At 52.4% G+C, this 17,714-nt stretch carries 16 protein-coding genes; 5 read left to right on the top strand and 11 right to left on the bottom strand.

Annotated elements, in window-relative coordinates; genetic code table 11:
• Nucleotides 1-1,758, bottom strand: a complete 1,758-nt coding sequence (locus ACUHMQ_RS07240; protein ID WP_445294783.1) for an autotransporter assembly complex protein TamA — start codon at nt 1,756-1,758, stop codon at nt 1-3.
• Nucleotides 1,759-1,933: 175 nt separating this feature from the next.
• On the opposite strand from ACUHMQ_RS07240, the gene ACUHMQ_RS07235 reads away from it, so the two are divergent.
• Complete coding sequence (locus ACUHMQ_RS07235) at nt 1,934-2,635, top strand: putative metalloprotease CJM1_0395 family protein (protein ID WP_445294782.1); 702 nt, start codon at nt 1,934-1,936, stop codon at nt 2,633-2,635.
• Nucleotides 2,636-2,847: 212 nt separating this feature from the next.
• Here ACUHMQ_RS07235 and ACUHMQ_RS07230 read toward each other — a convergent pair whose 3' ends face one another.
• The 5 genes from ACUHMQ_RS07230 to ACUHMQ_RS07210 form a co-directional block, all read right to left on the bottom strand.
• Nucleotides 2,848-4,266, bottom strand: a complete 1,419-nt coding sequence (locus tag ACUHMQ_RS07230) for a M14-type cytosolic carboxypeptidase (RefSeq protein WP_445294781.1) — start codon at nt 4,264-4,266, stop codon at nt 2,848-2,850.
• 186 nt (nt 4,267-4,452) lie between these two features.
• A complete protein-coding gene (locus ACUHMQ_RS07225; RefSeq protein WP_445294780.1) occupies nt 4,453-5,175 on the bottom strand; it encodes a substrate-binding periplasmic protein in 723 nt (240 codons plus the stop codon).
• A 277-nt stretch (nt 5,176-5,452) separates the two neighbouring features.
• Entirely contained in the window at nt 5,453-5,848 is a 396-nt protein-coding gene (locus ACUHMQ_RS07220; protein ID WP_445294779.1) for a group II truncated hemoglobin, read from the bottom strand.
• Between the two features lie 101 nt (nt 5,849-5,949).
• A complete protein-coding gene (locus tag ACUHMQ_RS07215; protein ID WP_445294778.1) occupies nt 5,950-6,288 on the bottom strand; it encodes a YkgJ family cysteine cluster protein in 339 nt (112 codons plus the stop codon).
• A gap of 91 nt (nt 6,289-6,379) precedes the next feature.
• Nucleotides 6,380-7,309, bottom strand: coding sequence for a tRNA dihydrouridine synthase (locus tag ACUHMQ_RS07210; protein ID WP_445294777.1), 930 nt, complete (start codon nt 7,307-7,309; stop codon nt 6,380-6,382).
• 216 nt (nt 7,310-7,525) lie between these two features.
• Between ACUHMQ_RS07210 and ACUHMQ_RS07205 the strand changes: the two genes are divergently transcribed.
• Nucleotides 7,526-9,172 carry a methyl-accepting chemotaxis protein gene (locus tag ACUHMQ_RS07205; protein ID WP_445294776.1) on the top strand — a complete coding sequence of 549 codons (1,647 nt, stop codon included), beginning with the start codon at nt 7,526-7,528 and terminating at the stop codon, nt 9,170-9,172.
• Between the two features lie 392 nt (nt 9,173-9,564).
• Nucleotides 9,565-9,990: a hypothetical protein gene (locus ACUHMQ_RS07200; RefSeq protein ID WP_445294775.1), complete on the top strand. Its 426-nt coding sequence runs from the start codon at nt 9,565-9,567 to the stop codon at nt 9,988-9,990.
• Between the two features lie 23 nt (nt 9,991-10,013).
• Here the strand turns inward: ACUHMQ_RS07200 and ACUHMQ_RS07195 are convergent, their stop codons facing one another.
• From ACUHMQ_RS07195 to ACUHMQ_RS07185, 3 genes are read right to left on the bottom strand one after another with little or no spacing between them, the layout of a single operon-like run.
• Nucleotides 10,014-11,006 (bottom strand): site-specific integrase, encoded by a 993-nt coding sequence (locus ACUHMQ_RS07195; RefSeq protein WP_445294774.1) that lies wholly within the window; start codon nt 11,004-11,006, stop codon nt 10,014-10,016.
• 42 nt (nt 11,007-11,048) lie between these two features.
• Nucleotides 11,049-12,323, bottom strand: coding sequence for an ATP-binding protein (locus tag ACUHMQ_RS07190; protein WP_445294773.1), 1,275 nt, complete (start codon nt 12,321-12,323; stop codon nt 11,049-11,051).
• Between the two features lie 42 nt (nt 12,324-12,365).
• Nucleotides 12,366-13,598, bottom strand: a complete 1,233-nt coding sequence (locus tag ACUHMQ_RS07185; RefSeq protein WP_445294772.1) for an ATP-binding protein — start codon at nt 13,596-13,598, stop codon at nt 12,366-12,368.
• 451 nt (nt 13,599-14,049) lie between these two features.
• Here ACUHMQ_RS07185 and nosR point away from each other — a divergent pair, with 451 nt between their 5' ends.
• Both nosR and ACUHMQ_RS07175 read left to right on the top strand, forming a co-directional pair.
• A complete protein-coding gene (gene nosR / locus ACUHMQ_RS07180) occupies nt 14,050-15,375 on the top strand; it encodes a response regulator c-di-GMP phosphodiesterase, NosR family (protein ID WP_445294771.1) in 1,326 nt (441 codons plus the stop codon).
• A gap of 60 nt (nt 15,376-15,435) precedes the next feature.
• Nucleotides 15,436-15,984: a response regulator gene (locus ACUHMQ_RS07175; protein WP_445294770.1), complete on the top strand. Its 549-nt coding sequence runs from the start codon at nt 15,436-15,438 to the stop codon at nt 15,982-15,984.
• A gap of 58 nt (nt 15,985-16,042) precedes the next feature.
• Here ACUHMQ_RS07175 and ACUHMQ_RS07170 read toward each other — a convergent pair whose 3' ends face one another.
• Together ACUHMQ_RS07170 and ACUHMQ_RS07165 are read right to left on the bottom strand one after the other, a co-directional pair.
• Nucleotides 16,043-16,864 carry an HDOD domain-containing protein gene (locus ACUHMQ_RS07170; protein WP_445294769.1) on the bottom strand — a complete coding sequence of 274 codons (822 nt, stop codon included), beginning with the start codon at nt 16,862-16,864 and terminating at the stop codon, nt 16,043-16,045.
• A complete protein-coding gene (locus ACUHMQ_RS07165) occupies nt 16,846-17,673 on the bottom strand; it encodes a response regulator (protein ID WP_445294768.1) in 828 nt (275 codons plus the stop codon). The genes ACUHMQ_RS07170 and ACUHMQ_RS07165 overlap by 19 nt, the downstream gene beginning before the upstream one ends.
• Nucleotides 17,674-17,714: the final 41 nt, after the last annotated feature.

Genomic DNA, 17,714 nt, shown 5'->3' with positions numbered 1-17,714 from the left:
CTAGAAGCCTACCCCCAGCGAGAAATGTATCTGCATACGGTTCGTCTCCACGCCTTTCGCAAGATCGAGGGCAAAAGGGCCGACGGGGCTGATCCACCGGGCGCCTACCCCATAACCGCGGTACGCCTTGAAGTCGGTCCAGTCCTTTGCTGCGCCACCTGCATCCATGAATATGGCGGCACGCCAACGGTCAATGATCTTATGCTGGTATTCCACGCTGCCTGTGGCCAATACACGACCACCCAATACGGCATTACCGTCCTTGACACCCAGACTCTCGAATTTGTAACCACGTACGGTGTTTGCCCCCCCGGTCCGGAATAACAGCTTAGTGGGCACATTCTGCTCATCATCAGCAATTACCTGACCGGCTTCGCCACGCAACAGAAATACCCCGCTGTCGCCCGCAGGGAAATACCAAGCGATACGGCCATAGGCACGTACGAAGTCGGCATCAGACAAAAAGGCCCGCGTTGCACCAGAAAGGTGCCAGCTCATGATAGTGCCGTTGCGCGGGTCATTCGGATTGTCGAGGTGGCGGCGGGTCCAGCCCTGTGAAGGTATAAAAGCGCGATTGAGGTCAGACTTCTCTACGTCACCGACGGTATGTCGCGTGCGTTCCCTTGTGTACTGCAAACCCTGTGTTACGTCGATCTCACCGAGTTTACGGGCACGCTGCACCCCGATGGTATGGGTGAGCGTATCCAGGCCCGAAACATCCTTGTGCTCGAACTTGTACATACTGGAATAACGATAATGCTTTCTATCCGGCGGCAGTTCGACTTTGAGATTGAACGTCTGCTCCGCTTTCTGCAGATCAAGCCCGGTGGTACCTATCCAGCCCAGCTGGCGCAGATTGGTATAACGGTAACCTGCGCTGCCACGCGGTCCTTTGTCGGTATCGAAACCCAGGCCCACATCGGTCTTGCGGGTTGGCGCCTCGACCAGATCCACTCGTACAGGCACGCCGATTGGCTGGTTGGCATCCAATGGGGTATCGATAAAAACCGAGTTGAAATAAGGGGTGTTCTGCAGAGAGGTTTGAAGATCGAGCAGCTTTTGCTGGCTGTAGCCCTCGCCAGGATGAAAAGTCACCATGCGTTCGACCAGCTTGCGCGGATAGCGCTTCAGACCATTGATTTCGAGTTCGCCGAAACTGAAGCGCGGTCCGGAGTCGTAGACGACCGACAATTCGGCCGCCGAGCGTTCAGGATCGATCTCCGCCTTGCTGTCTTTGATCTTCGCAGTGGGAAAGCGATCGATAATCAACGCTTGCAGGCCACGTCGCTTGGCCGAATCCCAATCCGACTGGGTGAAGTCCCCACCGATAGGCAATGGCCAGACCTGGATCAGCTCCGCCCACCGCGAACGGAAGTCAGGCTCGTCACGGATGGCGCCTTCGATCTGGAGGTTCACGTCGTGAACCACGGTTTCATCTTCACGCCAGACCTCGAAACGTATGAGCCAACCGCCACCGTCGGGCGTCATGCTTGAGACGATCCTGGGTTTGAAATAACCCAGCGGCGCCAGCAGATTCTCAATTTCCTGAGGCGTCGATTTATACAGACGCTCAAGCTGTTCCCGATCGATATAGTCATTTCCACGCCAGCGGATGATGCCCAGATTCTTTTCGAGCAGTTTCTCCACCGATGACGCAGCATCGATCTCGACACGATAAGGGACCCCTGCTGCAGCGGCTGGTACAGCCAGGAACAGGGTTATCAGACATGGATTGAGAAGGATAGAAAAGCAGCGCACGGGGACAGTTTAGCGAGCATAGGCCAATGCGTCATGAGGGATATCACATTGCAAAACACACCACTTGGAAAAACAGTCACTTGCGCGACATTCGGCATGCTGGCTCCCGTATGGCAGGCGTAAACTGGCATAGGCACGTTGTGTCCACATCGCGCAGCGAGATGGGAATGCGCCCATGAGCATCTCCGGGGTTTCCGCAGGCGGCAACGCCTACTTGGCTTACAACAGCATGAAATTGCATGCGCCGGGTTGTACTTGTTCTCTCTGCAGCCCCCAACCCGTGGAAACTTCCTCCAGCAATACCGTCTCCACCACCGGTAGAGCGGATAGCGGCAAGAAAAAGAACGAGACTGAGTTGACGGACGAAGAGCTGAGTCAGATTCGCCAGCTGCAAGCGCGTGACCGGGCGGTACGCCAACACGAACTCGCCCATATGAGCGCTGCGGGCGGTTTGGCGACATCCGGGCCAAGCTATACCTATCAGCGTGGGCCGGATGGTGTGAACTACGCTATCGGCGGGGAGGTAAGCATCGATGTCTCCCCTGGCCGTACACCGGCTGAGACCTTGGACAAAGCCAAAACCATAGAACGCGCAGCACTGGCACCGAAAGACCCGTCCGGCGCCGACCAGGCTGTTGCTGCCCAGGCTCGTAACATGGCGTTGACTGCGCAGCAGGAAATCGCCAAAGGGGAGCGGGCGGAGAACGCAGAAGACATTGCTGAAACAAATGAAACAAATGGTGCCGTGGAGCCGACGGGTCAAGGCGATGATGATCAGAACGATATGCAAACCAAGCGCTCCGACCGTGTGGAGCAGACCTATCAGACAGCTAGCGACGCACGAAATCCCACAACCCTGATCAGCGCTTACGCCTGATTATCTTACTGCGCAGCTGAGATCAGGGCTTATATGCTGCTCGAAATCCTCATGTGAATTAAGCCCGATGAATTCCAGAAGAAAACCACGCTGCGATCGGGTTCTTGCTGCTCCTTCGGTGAAGGATAGAGCCTAGCTGTTTAGTCCCCAGGCGTACTGGTAGCGTTTATAGCCAGCTACGAAGAGACTAAACATCGAGCATGAGCAGAAATTTACTCTTGATACTCATAAATTTCTGGTTTGAATGGTAATGGGAACATCGACATATCTTCATCACTTAGTATCGCTTTCGGTAAGGCGAGTGGTGTACTTATATCGTTGATAGAATTTGCGACAGCCACACCTAAATTACGTAAGTCATCTTGCGTGATCCAATGATCAAAACCAGCACGCCCATAGGTTGTTTCCAACGTAATCGCATTGACTTCGTCAGATTTAAACGTCCACCACCATGTCTCTGGAAAATAGGTTTGGAGAAAACCCGCCCCACCTTCTAAGGGTGGGCGTTCTACTTTTCCATCGTAATTTTGCGCTACTAATTTGATGAACCTTAATTGCCTTTTCCAAAGATTCTGCTGTTGTGGTGTGTATTTAGTGCTATCGCTACCGAAGTGGGGGACGAAAAATGCTGCAGTGTCAGGGCTGGAGTTGGAGGAATGAAGATTTAATGCCAATGCAACGGGCTCTGAATTATTCAATAAAGTCGGAATCATACCACCCATATTGATATATCGATTTTCCGAGGGGGCTGTATCTTTCAGATAGTAATGGCCCGGATCAAAGCGCCACTGACTCTCAAGATTAATACTCGTGGCATTGGTTCGATAATTGCCTAGCATAATGCCATCAATATTATGCATAGGCACGATTTTGAAAATGAATTTTTGCCGTAAAGCCTGACCCAGAGGGCTTTCTTCCAATGCGGCTTTAATTAGTCCTTCTAATAGAAATGATGGCCCTGTTTCTGCTGGGTGTGTTCTTGCATGTATCCACACCGTTTGCTTGTTGGTTAGCTTGGTATGATCAGCGATAGTAATAAGTTGGATTGGCTTCTGCTTTAAAGGGGTAGAGCCCAGCACATCGGTTTGAATATATGGGCTTGCGGTAGTGGTAGCCAGAAAGGTCGCCAAGTCTTGGGTTGTGTAGGGATAGGTTCTTGCTATCCAAACGGTGTTGAACTTGAACTTCTTATTTACAATAAGGCGGCAGGATTCTGGTATGGCGACATTGCAGTTTGGCTGGAGCGTCACCTCCCGCTCATCAAAGTATTGCCATTTTTTTCCATCATAAGAATAAATGGGGAGAAAATAATAATTAAATCCAAGGCGGGTAATTTCAAGACGCAGACTTTGTTGGGTTGGTACGTTGTCCATCCGTACATACCACCAGGTACGAAAGCTATTTGGCAAACTCACATTATTGTTGTCATCACGTAAGCCTAATTCCCACGCTAGTCCGGTGCTATCCAGTCTTCTTATATGGGGCAGACTGCCCGACTCAAAATCAGCGGAGAAACGCAATGGAGAGTCACCAGCCCAATTGCCACCATCGCTGCCGCCGCATGCGAGCTGTAAAACAAACATTAAACTTATAAAGAGGTGTTGTCCTATTCGTTTAAGCACATTCAACATGATCGCCTCACGTTATTAACAGCAGCAATCTGAATGACTATGCTAGTATATTAATAGTTCCTAATATATTTTCGGATTTTTCAGGTAGGCTATAGCGTAGCTGAGCCGTACAGACTCGCTTACACCTGGGTGTGTTCTTAACTAGCTACTAGCTATTTACTGTGCAACCCTCGATCAGGGCCCGCTCTACTGCCACTTATTCAGTACCTTTTCCAACGCGCCATCGTGACGCGCTTTCTCAAGGCCTTCGGCGAACATCGCGGCTTTTGTGGATTCATCTTTGGGAAAACCGACGAAGCGTGGCACTTCTGCCAATGGTTTGCCGATAGGACGTACTTCCGTTTCTACCCCAAGCTCCCGTGCCAGATAGAGCAACTGCGCCTTGTCGCCAATGATGATATCCACACGGCGGGCGATCAGCTTCTGCATCAACTGCTGTGGGTTGGTCGCGCCGGCATCCTTTTTCAGCGACGCTTTATCGAACGCCTCTGTATAGGCATAACCAAATACCGTTCCTATGGTGTAGGGCGTCAGATCTTCCAGCGACTGGAAATTGATAGTGCTGTCCCGTCGTGCCATCAGAATGGTGATGCCATAGCGGATAGGCCCAACCAAGTGGTATTGGGCAGCCCGTTCAGGTGTACCGGCGAATTGATAGGCCATATCTACCTGTTTGAATTCGAGCATCTTCTTCACCCGTTCCCAGGGGTAAAGCTTGATTTCATAGGGTTGGCCCATGCCATCGAGAATGGCACGGACAATTTCAGTATCCATCCCAGCAGGTTGTTTGCTGGCGGGATCGATATAGGCGTAAGGCGGAAAGGCTTCATCGCTGGCCACCAGCCAGGGAGCAGCAACTACAGGCAGGCACATGAACAGCAGGCTGGCTAATAGCAGGCGAACAAGCACGATCACACACTCCCGGCTCGTATTGATCCCCCACTATAGAACAGTGTGTGTTTACGAATCGGCGAGTACCGATTGCTGAGAGCCTGTTCACGATCCTACTGCGCAGCAGTGATCAGGGTTCATGTGCTGCTCAAATGCCCCACAAGGGGGACACGGTGTTTTCTCACCAAGAAGTTCGCAGCCCCATGTGCAACAGTACATTCCAATTTCTGCAGTGCACCCTGCGGACAGCTGCTCGCAACAAATCGCAAACAGGTTCTGAGGTGCCGACCGCATTTCAGCCGGCATTACGCATAAAATCCGCCGTACGCATAAATGCTTGTTCCAGATGCGCTTTCAGATCTGATTGCTCAGCAAGCTGCTCATCCATGGCCTTGTACATGCAGTACAACCATTCATCGCGCATTCGCTCGTCAATACGAAACGGTAGATGGCGTGCCCGAAGCATGGGATGGCCATATTTCTCCACAAACAACGGGGGGCCACCAAGCCAGCCTGAGAGGAACAGAAACAACTTCTCTGCAGCCAGGGTCAGGTCCGGCTGGTGAATCGCCCGGACACCTGCTGCGACTGGGTCGGTATCCATGATCTCGTAAAAGCGGTTTACCAGTTTGCGTACAGCAAGCTCGCCACCGATCTGTTCATAGGGGGTAATTTCCTGAGTCTCACTCATCGCTTTTGTTTGCCTTGAAAGGGGTACTGTTAAGAAGCTGTTTACGATCTGTCGCAAGCAGCATATAAGCCCTGATCACGGCTGCGCAGCAGGGTTCTATATCATTCAGATACGGGCAATGCTGGCAAGCGGTGTCTTGCCCGGGCCTTGTTGCAGGCCGAGGGGAAGATGCCATGCTCAGCCAGCGGCGCGAATTCACGGCAGGGACCTGGGCGCTCGGTATAGATGCCGCAACTGACCCGCTCACCTATTTTGCCCACCAGTGCAAGGCAGCGCGGTTGAGCATAGTCAGTACCGCGCAGCCGACAGGTAAAGTCGTTTTCGGCATCGGCGAGGCTGGATGGCACGAGGCCGTCTTCTGTATCGAGTTCCGAGCGGTCGAAGCTAACCCGGAAAGCTGCACAACAGGCTCCACAGCTGAGGCAGATATTGTCTGTCATGCAGCACTTTCGGCTGGAGTTCGCCCATACGGAAGCCACTCATCCCTAGTATGGCGCCATGTGGATGGGGACAAAGACAAACGCATGGATTTCAAGCTGGTAAGGCGTTCAATTGGTGCTGCGTACGGATTTCACGAAACAAGGCGGTTGCTTCCGGGTAACTCCGACGCAGATACCCCAGCCATTGCTTGAGTCGTCCCGGTGCGTAGGTTGGCGCGCCCTGCCCGATCAAGCCTTGATGGAACGCCGCAATAACGGGCAGCATATTGGTCCACTCCACAGTATCGGCCGGCTCACCAGCAACTGCGGCGCGTATCTGCCGCGCCAGATCGGGTCGCGCGACGAGGCCACGGCCAAGCATGAAATCCTCACAGCCAGATTCCTTGCGGCATTGCATGAAGTCTTCCACCGTCCAGATTTCACCGTTGGCAACAACCGGTACTTGGACAGCTTCCTTGATACGGGCGATCCAATGCCAATGCGCGGGCGGTTTGTAACCATCCAACTTGGTACGGGCGTGCACTACCAGCTCTGCGGCACCACCATCAGCAAGGGCGCGTGCACAATCCAGGGCCAGATCAGTATTCTCATACCCCAATCGCATTTTGGCAGTTACCGGAATGGTGGCGGGCACAGTGCGGCGTACTTCACGCACAATGTCGTAAAGCAGTTCTGGCTCCTGCAGCAACACAGCGCCGCCCCGATGGCGGTTCACCGTCTTGGCCGGACAGCCGAAATTCAAATCTATGCCTGGGGCACCAAGGTTGGCAGCCCGGGCGGCATTGTCCGCGAGGCAAGTCGGGTCGGACCCAAGCAGCTGCAGTTTGAGCAATACTCCCGCTGGCGTGCGCCAGTTATTCGCCCACTCAGGTGCAACACGCTTGAAATACCGCGGTGGCAGCAAAGTGGAAGTGACACGCACAAACTCAGTGACGCACCAGTTCACACCGCCGATTTGCGTGAGGGCTGCACGTAAGGGGCCATCGACCAAGCCTTCCATAGGGGCGAGAGAGATGCGCAAGATGAAATCCTGGTTCTTTCAAAGGGCGACGATTTTAGCAAATCTTGGTGACGTTCAGATCAACAAGCAGACGTAATACCGTCTATAAATCAGGTGGTTTATGTGCTGTCCGTATAGCCCGGCGGATAGCAGCACCTACTCACCCTCCGCTCTGTGCAAAGGTTTCTTCACCTTGGTGCAAAAGAATGGCCAATACCCTGGGCGACACGGAGATGCATGATGAAGAACCTTAGTTTCGCTTTGCGTATCAGCATCGGCTTCGCACTACTGCTGGTGTTGATGGTAACTGTGGCGGTTACGGGTGCGATGGGGGTTCAAGGCCAATACACAAAGATCAAGGAGCTTGTGAGTGGCGACATTGCGATCAATGCCGCTGCAGGAAATACGCGCTACCACATGGGCAACTTGCGTCGGTTCGAAAAGGACTGCTTTATCAATGTGGACTCGGCCGACAAGATCAAGGAATACCGGGGTAAGTGGGAAGATTCGCTGCAAAAGGCAAAGGCCAGCCTCAAGCAGTTCGAGAGCCTTGCGAACGACACGAATGCATCTCCTGAAACCCGTTCCCGTTTAACCACAGTGACCAGTCAGCTGGATAAGTATGCTGAGGGTTTCACCAAAGTAAGCGGCCAACTGGGCCAAGCCATTACCACAACCAAAGACGCCAACAAGGCAATGGGCGAATACAAGCCCGTAGTGCATGCGATGGAAGAGGCGCTGACTCAGATAGTCAAGGCGTCGGAAGAGCGGGCTGGCCATGTCACCGAAGAACTTTCCGCCAGTAAGGCTACTACGGAGAAATGGCTGTGGATTCAGTCGGGTTTGGCCATTCTGATCGGCGTTGTGATTGCCGCTGCTGTTGCCCATTCTATTCGCCAACCCTTGAATGACGCGCAAGATGCGGCCAGACGAATCGCAGACCGTAATGACTTGACGGTGATGTTGCCCAGCTCTGGGGATAATGAAGTCGGCCGGACGGTGAATGCATTCCGCCGGGTATTGGATGGCCTGCGCAGTTTGGTAATCGAAACCCGTATGGGCGCCAAAGAGGTGGCAACTTCTGCCAATGAGATGAACTCTATTTCTGAAAAGGTGGCAGATGCATCCAGCCAGCAGGCAACCGCATCTGCTGCAGTGGCTGCAGCAATCGAACAGCTGACATCCAGCATCTCGGTAGTGTCGGAAAGTACGAACAGTGTCAAAACCGATGCCAACCGTGCGGCAGACCAGGCCGGAGAAGGCCAGCAGCTTGCCGGACGTACCGCAGAAGAAATCGCCCATATTGCCGATGCACTCAGTGCTGCCACGACTGCCATCGAAGCGCTTAACGCACGTTCAGACGAAATTGGTGGCATTGTTCGCGTGATCAAGGATATTGCCGACCAGACCAATCTACTCGCACTGAATGCCGCCATTGAGGCGGCCCGTGCTGGTGAGCAAGGGCGTGGCTTTGCCGTGGTGGCAGACGAAGTGCGCAAACTGGCCGAGCGCACCACGACGGCGACGATTGATATCTCTGGCAAGATCGATACCGTACAGCGAGATACCGACAGCGCAAGCCAGCGCATGATGGATGCGAGCGGCAGAATCGATACCGGCGTGGCCTGTGCCCGAGAACTCGCCGAAGCGATGGCGAAGATACGTCAAGGATCTACCAGTACGGTAAATACCTTGACCGAGATTGCCGATGCCATCAGGGAACAACAATCTGCTGCAACGCAGATTGCGCAGAATGTCGAGCGGATTGCCCGGATGAGTGAAGAAAACCATGCTTCGGTCTCATCTGCCAATTACCTAGCCAAACGATTGAATACGCTGTCGCTTGGACTGAATGAACAAATCGGTCGTTTTGTCGTGGACTAGTATTTATTTGATTTGCCGCAAGGGGTGCTTGCTTGCATAGCAGAATGATGACAGGTGTTGCACCCACCTCAAAGCTCGCTGCGCCTGCGTTGAGAACATTCTCGGCCTGCTCACTTACCTTATGTAAACTTCGCTTCGTCGGATATTCACCTCTCGCGAGACATGGTCGGATTCTGCTGATCAGATCAGGGTCCGGGTTCCGCTTTAAAGTCCCTTTTTCTCCTTGTAGGGTTGTTTGTATTGAATTACAAATACAGGCTCTACAAGTAGTATCTGCCCCTGTATGAATTAGGCACTTTTTCATGCTATTACAGTACGGCTGCTACAATAGCCACCCACCAACAATAAATTCAAACGTATTGGCATATTTAAAAAGAACCAGATAGGACGAAATGGAAACCAATTACAAAGACATGCCATTCCTGGCAGAAACTTCTTTTCTTAATGCCGACCTGATTATTCGTAGCAAACAGGATTTACTCGGTTTTGCCAGGGAATTGGAGCAACGGGGATTAATGACGCTGCATGTCGACCAGATGGAAGATTGTTTGTGGCAGGCTACCTTTGAATTGGAATATGAAAGCGGTAACGACAGGTTTGACGCTATTCTCAGCGGCATTCTGGATTGTATTGAAGCATTACCTGCCGCTTTGCAGGAACAGTGGCGTGCGTTGGAAAGCCGCACATTGGATCTGGGCTTCGAAGCTGGGACTGAGACCCGCCACTATACGCGGTACATTCGTCCGGATTTGCTCAATCGCATGATCAACACAGGGCTTGTGTTGGCAATAACGATCTATTCACCAGTAAACGGTTAACGCTTTTCGGCTTGCGCCAGAACTTATTTGCGCACGATAGCCGTTGGCGCCAGTTCTCTTTCTGGAGCTGGCTCTATCAGCTTCATCCCGGCAAAGGGGTCTGCTGCATCGATATAACGCATCGCGGACTTGATATCCCGCCAGCCGATGTATTCCATCAAGGTTTTGATATCCCAACCACTTGCTGTTGCCCAGCTGGCAAAGCCACGGCGTAAGGAGTGGCTGCTGAAGTCATCGGGCATCGCTAGCCCAGCCTGTTTGAATAGCCGGCGCAATAACGGTATCAGGCTGTTCAGGTGCAAGGCGTTGTCGCTTACCCGTCCCCAGCGGCTGATGCCGCGAAATACCGGGCCGCTGGTAAGGCCAGATAGCGCAATCCAGTCGCCATAAGCTGTAACCGGACAAAGCTGTGCCAGCGCTGGTACACGATAGCTACGGCCCCTTAATTGCCGGTCACCTTTGCTCTGAGGTAGAAAGCATTGCATCCCCTGCCCTGGCAGCAGCTGGATGAACTCCACCCGCAGGCGATGGAGTTCATCGCCACGAAACCCTCGCCAAAAGCCGATCAGCAATAACGCCTTGTCACGTGTGTGTTTCAATTCAGCTGACAGGTCTGTCGATGATTTGGCCAGGCATATTGCGCTGTCCAGCCATTGAACGACTTGGCGGAGTTGGTTGATCTGGAGCGGCGTTGCCTGTTTTTCCTGAGCAGGATGCAGTACCTGGATACCCTTGAGCGCTTTACGAACGATCGGAGCCTTCGTCGGGTCGGGGAAGCCTTGTTCGATGTGCCATTGGGCAAGGGCTGCCAAACGTTGCCGAAGCGTATTGATTGACAGCTTACCGGCATGATCTACCAGATAACGCGCCATCGCGTCGGCTGTAGCCGGCAGAAATCCACCCCACTCCACTTCGAAGTGCCGCACTGCCGAGGCATAGCTGCGTCGCGTATTCTCCCGTGTTGCAGCGGCCAGGTATTGATCCAGCTTATTTGTTTCGTGCTTAGGAATTGGCATTCAGGCAGCGGTTATTCGAGAACAATAGGAATGATACGCACCTCAATCCGGCCCCTCCAGCGGTAGCAGGACCCGGAACCGTGAACCACGTCCTTCCTGGCTATCGACATCGATCTTGCCCTGGTGTTGCCGAACGATTCCCCAGGAGAACGCCAAACCCAGCCCTGCTCCAGTACCTAATGGTCTGGTCGTGAAAAATGGCTCAAAGATTCGTTTAAGCACCATGTTTGACATGCCGCTGCCATTGTCTTCCACCTCCACCCATGCCCATGTGCCATCCGAGCCAGTACGTACAGTGATGATGCCGTGTGTCTCAATCGCCTGTGCAGCATTGATCAACAAGTTGTAGAACACCTGCTTAAGCTCGGGCAGATTGCACATCAGCAAAGGTGGGGCTTGGTATTCGAGCTTGATCTCGGCTTTCTGCCGCAAGGTGGCGCCCAACAAGCTGAGCGTTTCATCGAGCCCCACCTGTATATCCGCCATTTGAAAACCTGCATTATCGATGTGGGAAAAACGCTTCAGGTTATTGACGATGGTTTCGATACGATCCAGCCCGTCGCGTGATTCCTTGACCAGCTGCTGTATATCCTCGCGAAGAAAGTCGACGTCACAAGCCTGATACAGCTGCCGGATACTGGCGAGCAGCTGAGTATCTCGCGCAATCAATGGTTCTGCCGTGCCATAGGCATCCAGTAGCTTCAGCAGTTCTCGGATGTATTTACCAAGCGAGTGCAGGTTGGAACTGATAAAACCAACCGGGTTGTTGATTTCATGTGCAATACCCGCTGCCAATTGGCCGATCGCTGCCATTTTTTCATTCTGTAACAGCTGGCTTTGCATGAGCTTCAGTTTTTCCAATAACAAGGCTTGTGAACGTTGGGTGCTGGATAGCTCACGCTGTTTTGCAGCAAGGTCTTCATTCAAGGTGCAGATACAGTCGAACAACCGTTCGTTTTCGCGTATGTCGTGTTCGCCTATCAGTTCGATATTGCCTTGCCGTCGATAGGCGTGGCCAGAGATGCTATGGCCATGATTCTGACTATCCACGAAGTTGAACAACCCTGAAAACAATACAGCCCCTTCTACATCCGGTTTTGCCGCTAGCTCGCCAAAGGCGGGATGCATGAGATAGGGGCCAATATCCACCGCCTCTTCACCGGGTAACTTGCCAAGCAGATAATAAAATCCATTATTGGCGTCGATGCAGCGTCCATCTGGCGTCAGCAATGCATATACCACGGCATGCATCTCGCGCATGGCTGGTGGTACGCAGTCGACAAAGGCGGTAGGTGGCATCGCCATGTCTGTACTCACAACACGACTTCCACCGTCGCAATAGCCAAGGTAGACAAGCCGCTACCATTTGGAATGGGTGGCATCGGTACCGGCTTGCCGAATGGGGAGCGAAATCAGAAAGGTGGTGCCTTTGCCCACTTCGCTTTCTATTTCGATGGTGCCGTGGTGCTTCTGGATGATCCCATACGATAGCGATAGCCCCAGGCCAGTACCCTTCCCTATGGGCTTAGTGGTGAAGAAAGGATCGAACACTTTTGAACGTATTTCGTTCGGTATACCGCAGCCCGTATCGGTAAAAGTTATCCAAACCCGCTCTTTGGAACACCCAGTGCGGATTGTGATCTTGCCCCTTCCCTCTCCCATGGCATGTGCCGCATTGATCGCCAGATTCATGAAAACCTGGTTAAGGTGGGCGGCAACGCATTCGACTTCGGGGATATCGCCGTATTCTTTAACAATCTCGGCTTTGTACTTTATTTCATTGCTGACAATATTGAGCGTCGAATCAATCCCTTTATGTAAATCAGCCAATTGGAAGTCCAGGCGATCGTCCACATGGGAAAAATCTTTAAGGTCCTGCACGATATTTTTGACGCGGGATATGCCGTCTTTTGATTCTGCAATCAATGCAGGAATATCTTCCTTAAGGAAATCAATATCGAGTTCTTTGCGCAAACTGGCTAATTGTGCGCGTTGTTCAGGATTGGCCAGGGTCTCGGCTACTTTTTCATGCGCGTCCAGTATCTGGAATACCGATGCCATGTATCGTTCCAAAGAGCCAATATTTGAGAATACGAATCCGATCGGGTTATTGATTTCATGCGCAATACCTGCAGCCAGTTGCCCAATGGAGGCCATCTTCTCTGTTTGCACCAATTGCTGTCGGACATCGTGCAAAGAGCGCTGGACCTTGGCAACCCGTTGCGATGCGCGAATACGTGCTTCCAGTACATCGAAACGGACCGGTTTGATCAGGTATTCATCAGCACCCGCTTCCAGGCCTTCGATCAGTGACTCATTGCCGCCCAGCGAGGTCATCATGATGATCGATACCCAGCGGTCTGTCTTGATCCGCCTTATCTGCCGGGTAGCTTCAATACCACCTATGCCAGGCATGATCACATCCATCAGGATGATATCCGGCAATTCTTTCTGAAAATGCGCTACTGCCTCCTCACCACAGCGAGCCAGCGTTACACGGTGCCCTTTTTCCTCGATAAATGTTTTGACGGGCATCGCATAGGTTCTTGAATCCTCCACCAGCAGCACATGTAATTTCTCTATGTCACTCATCTTCCTCCCCCGATCCTGGGCTGGTGTCCATTGGCTACATGAGCTGTACCGTTTGGTATTTGTCTACGTCCTGTAATCGGTAATGCTTATCAGGCAGAAACAAAGTACAAAAGTCTAAATGCATTTGGGCACATTAAAGACGTTACTTTGTGCATATATCCCGATAAGAAAGACTTATTAAAGACAATGAAAAATACCCACACCTGTCGACTTCGCCTCTATGTATTACTGTAGACCAGCACAGTTGAACCTCTATCTCTCCTTAGCCAAATGGTTAGCTGGTAAATACCGGTACGAATAACGTCTCCCCAGAATATAAAATAACCACCCGCTAATTTACTTAATCGTCAGTGTGGCTGAGCCTGCATAAGGTTTGCAATTACCGGTGCAGGACATATCTTTAATATCTGCGCAAACCTCATCATGCATATGTACCCGGAAGCAATCTGACATGGAAGCGACGCCGCCATCTGAGAGAGAACAAGAGGCCCCAGACGCGAGACCAGTCATTCTGTTTGTCGATGACGAGGCCAATATACTGTCGTCCCTGCGTCGGTTGTTCCGTAGTAGCAACTACAACGTTCTTACAGCCAATAGCGCCAGGGAGGCGCTGGGGCTGTTTGAGCAGGGACCGATTGATCTCGTAGTCTCGGACATGCGCATGCCCGAGCAAAGCGGTGCAGAACTGCTTACGCAGGTCAAAGGTCAGTGGCCTAATACGGTCCGCATCATCCTTACCGGCCACGCCGACCTCTCCGACACCATACGCGCCATCAATAGCGGCGAAATCTACCGTTACCTGCTCAAACCTTGGAATGACGAGGAATTTACAGGTGTGGTGAGGGATGCACTAGCGGTTAAATCCCTGCGTGATGAGAAAGAGCGTCTGGAAAAACTGGTGCGGCAACAGAATGCCGAATTGCAGAGCCTGAACAGCAATCTCGAAGAAAAAGTGCGCGAACGTACTGCAGAAGTACAACGCACCATGGGGCTATTGAGTACAGCCCACGAGAGCCTCAAGAAAAGCTTTTTGACTTCCATCAAGGTATTCACCGCGCTGATCGAACAACGTGGCGGCACCATAGCCGGCCATTCTCGCCGTGTGGCGGACCTCGCCAAGAAAATGGCTCAGGAGATGGGGTTAAGCGATAACGATGCACAGGAAGTTATGGTGGCGGGTCTGCTGCACGATATCGGCAAGCTGGGTTTGCCTGACAAGCTGATCCAGACGCCCTATGTGCTGCTTAATTCGACCGACCGGGCTGAATTCGAGAAACACACAGTCAATGGTCAGGCTGCTTTGATGGCGCTTGAACAGCTGACCAAAGCTTCGCTGATGATACGCCACCATCACGAACGGTACGATGGCAAGGGGTATCCGGATGGTTTGGCGCTCGATCGGATCCCTATCGGCGCACGCATCCTCGCGGTGGCGAACGACTTCGACTCGCTGCAGAACGGTACGCTTGAAGAACATCCCTTGAACCGTTCGGACGCGGTCAAAGTCATCATCTCTCAGTCGGGCAAGCGTTATGACCCCAATGCTGTCGAGGCGTTCAAGTTGCTCGTTGGCGGTGAGGCAGAGCCTGTATCAACAGAGGCTGCGGTCCGCAGTGCCGAGCTCAAGCCAGGCATGATATTGGCGCGTGATCTGCATACAGCGAATGGCATGTTGTTACTGGCCAAAGACCATGCGCTGGATGAGCGATTGATCGGGCAGATATTTCAGTTCGAGCGCAGCGCCCGCCAACCCTTGCCCTTGTTCATCTACAGATAACAAGAAGAACCGGCAGCCTGAGGTCGTACCGACGGCCCTTGCTTGGTAGGAGAAAGCACCATGTATTCACTGCTTCTCGTAGACGATGAACCCAATATTCTCAAATCTCTGCGCCGTACCCTGAACCGTCTGGAAGATGAACAAGGGCAGCTCATCCAGCTGGATATCGACAGTTTTGATGATCCGATGGAGGCACTGAAGGCTGCGGAAACCAAATCGTACGCAGCGGTGATTTCCGACTACCGGATGCCACAGATGAATGGCGTCGAGTTCCTGCTGTTTTTCAAGACTAAACAACCTGATGCAGTGCGCATCATTCTGTCTGGCTTCTCTGACATCGAAGGCATGATTGCCGCAATCAACGAAGCCCAGATATTTCGGTTTCTGGCCAAGCCATGGCATGAGGACGAGCTCCGATATACCTTGTTGCAAGGCTTTGCTACTCGTCGATTGTTGATTGAAAACCGGCAATTGGCTGATACCGTGCGCAAGGAACGCGAGCTGATCAACAAGCACGAGGCATTGCTGGCCAAGCTTGAAGCGGAATCACCGGGTATAACCAAAGTGCATTGGGGACCGAATGGGGAGATATTGCTGGACGAGGATTAGAACCTACGTGCGTCAGAAATTGGGTATGGAATGCCTATGGATGCTTCGTAAACTGTACTCAATTCAGTGCCAGTAAGTGGCTGATTGCTTCATCTGCCGTATGCAGTTCTGTGATCAACATCGGCTGTATTGCCAAATCCAACGCCAGGGAAGTGAATAGCCAGTCTGGAAAAACAAAGTCGGCGGCTTCTTTATCCCTGGCAATTGCCTGTTCTACCCATAGGTCTGCCATATGATTGGTCAACGATACGAGGGAAACGCGCTGGGGTGGTGTTGAGTAATTGAGTGAAATGGCCTCGATGATCTGGCTGGGGAAGTGCCAGCGATCCACCAGTACAGTAGCTAGCCGAATATGGTCGAAACCATATTTCTCTCGTTCCACCAATATCAGCGCTTCGTATTCCGCCCGGGCTTGAACCAATCTGTCGTTATAAGACGGGTCGTGCGCCAGGAAGATCAATAAACCGATATGGCGCAATAAGCCGCAGAGAAAACAAGCCTCTGCCGACACACCGGCTTTTCTCGCCACCACTTCACTTAAGCTGGCAATTCTGAGGGAATGCCGCCAATAGCCGTATAGGTTCTCCTGGCTACCATCCAATAACGATGCGGCAATAGCAATGCGGCGCACATTCATCAAGCCCAATACCACTATCGCATCCTGCACGGACCCTACTTGCCGCGATACACCGAAGAATGGGGAGTTGGCCAGCCGGAGCAAGCGAGTGATGACACCTTGGTCCCGGTGCAGAATGTCCAGAATCTGTACTGGGGTTACATCCTTGCGATTAAGCAGGCGTATCAACTCCCAGACAATGTTCTTGCTGCTGGGTAGCTGTGAGGCTTCATTCAGAAAGACTTCTATCCGATGGGATTCCATTTCCCGGCCTCCTCGGCAATGACCAGATAGCCACCAGCCGGTGACCAACGTCCCAGTTTGGCAACGTAGTACGTCCGCAGAATGCCTTCTGGTCCTTGTGTATGGAGATAGCGACTTTGTCCGGAGGACATCTCATCTGTCAGCGCAGCCAGAACGTCGGACGGTAAGCAATCGCGTGCTGCATTGCCAAGTGCAGCCTTTGGCCCAAACCCGTTAACTGATGCCATATTGGCCAAAACGATATCACCGTCTGGACTCACGCCGAGCAAGGGTAAAGGCAGCAACTCCACCACTTCCTGGCTCATCATCAGAATGGCCATGGTCAGCTTCTCGGTCGACTTGGCATGAGAGACAACCTCCTCCAGGTGTTGTGACGCCAGCTGCGCACTTCTGATCAGATCTGCAGTTTGCTGTTCGTTGTAAGCGACTGTTTCGAAGAACGTGAATGCCTCGGCTACCAGTGCTCGCAGCTCAGTATCGTCCCAAGGTTTGGTAAGAAATTTGTAGATCGCCCCTTCATTGATGGCATCTGTAACGGACTTCAGGTCGGTATAGCCGGATAGCACAATACGCACCGTTTTAGGGTAGTTCTCGCGCACTTTGCGCAGGAACTCCACGCCTGTCATACCGGGCATACGTTGATCTGAAATCACCACCGACACCGCTTGCTTGGACAGTATGTCCAGGCCCTCCTGCCCACTGCAGGCGCGCAGGATTTCATACCCATCCGTACGGAACAGGCGGCTTAATGACGACAGTACTCCCGCTTCATCGTCAACCAGCAACAGTGATCTGGGTATTTCGCTCATCGAACAAATGTGAATCCCTAGTAGTGTTAATCGTGTCGTTT

This window comes from Chitinimonas violaceus (assembly GCF_052601015.1).
Note: the sequence above shows the minus strand (reverse complement) of the source record. Positions and strands in the feature narration are given on the sequence as shown.

Excerpts from the sequence above, each read along its gene's own strand:
- ACUHMQ_RS07165 (WP_445294768.1), bottom strand. The coding sequence starts at position 17,673 with ATGAGCGAAATACCCAGATCACTGTTGCTGGTTGACGATGAAGCGGGA.
- ACUHMQ_RS07185 (WP_445294772.1), bottom strand. The coding sequence starts at position 13,598 with ATGAGTGACATAGAGAAATTACATGTGCTGCTGGTGGAGGATTCAAGA.
- ACUHMQ_RS07205 (WP_445294776.1), top strand. The coding sequence starts at position 7,526 with ATGATGAAGAACCTTAGTTTCGCTTTGCGTATCAGCATCGGCTTCGCA.
- nosR (WP_445294771.1), top strand. The coding sequence starts at position 14,050 with ATGGAAGCGACGCCGCCATCTGAGAGAGAACAAGAGGCCCCAGACGCG.
- ACUHMQ_RS07215 (WP_445294778.1), bottom strand. The coding sequence starts at position 6,288 with ATGACAGACAATATCTGCCTCAGCTGTGGAGCCTGTTGTGCAGCTTTC.
- ACUHMQ_RS07235 (WP_445294782.1), top strand. The coding sequence starts at position 1,934 with ATGAGCATCTCCGGGGTTTCCGCAGGCGGCAACGCCTACTTGGCTTAC.
- ACUHMQ_RS07170 (WP_445294769.1), bottom strand. The coding sequence starts at position 16,864 with ATGGAATCCCATCGGATAGAAGTCTTTCTGAATGAAGCCTCACAGCTA.
- ACUHMQ_RS07220 (WP_445294779.1), bottom strand. The coding sequence starts at position 5,848 with ATGAGTGAGACTCAGGAAATTACCCCCTATGAACAGATCGGTGGCGAG.
- ACUHMQ_RS07200 (WP_445294775.1), top strand. The coding sequence starts at position 9,565 with ATGGAAACCAATTACAAAGACATGCCATTCCTGGCAGAAACTTCTTTT.
- ACUHMQ_RS07175 (WP_445294770.1), top strand. The coding sequence starts at position 15,436 with ATGTATTCACTGCTTCTCGTAGACGATGAACCCAATATTCTCAAATCT.
- ACUHMQ_RS07195 (WP_445294774.1), bottom strand. The coding sequence starts at position 11,006 with ATGCCAATTCCTAAGCACGAAACAAATAAGCTGGATCAATACCTGGCC.
- ACUHMQ_RS07230 (WP_445294781.1), bottom strand. The coding sequence starts at position 4,266 with ATGTTGAATGTGCTTAAACGAATAGGACAACACCTCTTTATAAGTTTA.